This is a genomic window from Streptomyces sp. NPDC127084, from assembly GCF_042724175.1.
Classification (GTDB): domain Bacteria; phylum Actinomycetota; class Actinomycetes; order Streptomycetales; family Streptomycetaceae; genus Streptomyces.
In genome coordinates, this window is the sequence record NZ_JBHXFA010000403.1 from 1 (window position 1) to 1,179 (window position 1,179).

The following is a 1,179-nucleotide window of genomic DNA, read 5'->3' on the forward strand; positions in this document are numbered from 1 at the left end:
CGGCCCGCTCGGCGATGTCCGCCGGCGTCAGCCGGTCGAACCGGCGCGGATCGGCGAGCTGCGCCGCCGCGATCGCCTGGAACTCCACCGCGCGGTCGGTCGCGGCGCGGAACGCGTGCGTCAGCTCCGTCGCACGGGCCAGCAGTGCGCGGGGGTCGTCTATCGACTCCAGGTCGAAGAAGTGCTCCGGGTCCTCGGCCGCCTGCGCGGGCTCGAAGAGCAGGGGCGCGGGGCGTAGCCGCGATTCGTTGCGACGCGGCGTGTGCTCCGCCATGTCTTCTCCTCCTCGTACGTCACGGATGACCCGCCTCACGAGCCGGACCACCGTCCATTGTCCCCCGGCGGCGCAAGGGGCCCGGGCATACTCCCGGGGCACGGATCCCGCACCGCGAGATTGGCTGCCCAGCGGACCGGCGCGATATTCCTCACGGACCGCCCGAACCACAGGGAACCGCAGGTCACGGTCTCCGGGCCACGGTCTGGGGCTCCGGACCAGGGCCACGGTCAGGGTCTCCGGACCACGGCCACGGTCACGGTCTCCACACCACCCGGTGTTCCGCCAGATGCGCCAGCACCGCGTGGTTCGCCTCCCACCCGTCAGGGAACTTCACCGTCACCCCGAGCTGTACCGGCTCCGTCGACGGGTGGTCGTCCAGGAGGTCGGTGACGCCCGCTCGGCAGATCACGATGCAGGCGTGCCGGTGGCGGGAGGCGAGGACGCAGAGGCGGCCCGTCTCCAGGTGGAAGGCGGTGGCGTCGGGGCGGCCGGAGAGGGGGTGGAGGACCACCGTGACGTCGAACTCCCGCCCCTGGAGCCGGTTCGCCGTGTCCACGGTGATGTCGCTGACGCCCAACTCGCCCAGGGCCGCCCGGATCGCCGCCGCCTGGTCCCGGTGCGCGGTGCCGACGGCGGTGCGGTCGGCGGTCAGGGGAGTGGGGTCGGGGGAGCGTTCGGATGTGGCCGCGCCGCCCCGGTCCAGCAACCGCCGTACGACCGTCGCCACCGCCCGTACCGCCTCCGGGTCCGTACGAGGGGTGTGGCGGGCCGGCAGCTCCAGCAGGCCCCAACCCGACTCCGCCGCCTCGTCGATCACCCGGTCCGGGGCCGAACCGTCCGACAGGACACCGAAGGTGAGCCGCCGGTCGCCGTGGCCTGTGCCGCTGCGGAAACGGGTGTAC

Annotated in this window: 2 protein-coding genes; both read right to left on the reverse strand. The window is 73.5% G+C overall.

The features are described 5' to 3' along the window. Nucleotides 1–274: hypothetical protein (locus ACFWI9_RS34560; RefSeq protein WP_387169322.1), on the reverse strand; the 274-nt coding region annotated here is incomplete at its 3' end. A gap of 256 nt (nt 275–530) precedes the next feature. Continuing rightward, nucleotides 531–1,179, reverse strand: a 649-nt coding sequence (locus tag ACFWI9_RS34565) for an AAA domain-containing protein (RefSeq protein ID WP_387169325.1), incomplete at its 5' end; no start/stop codon positions are given.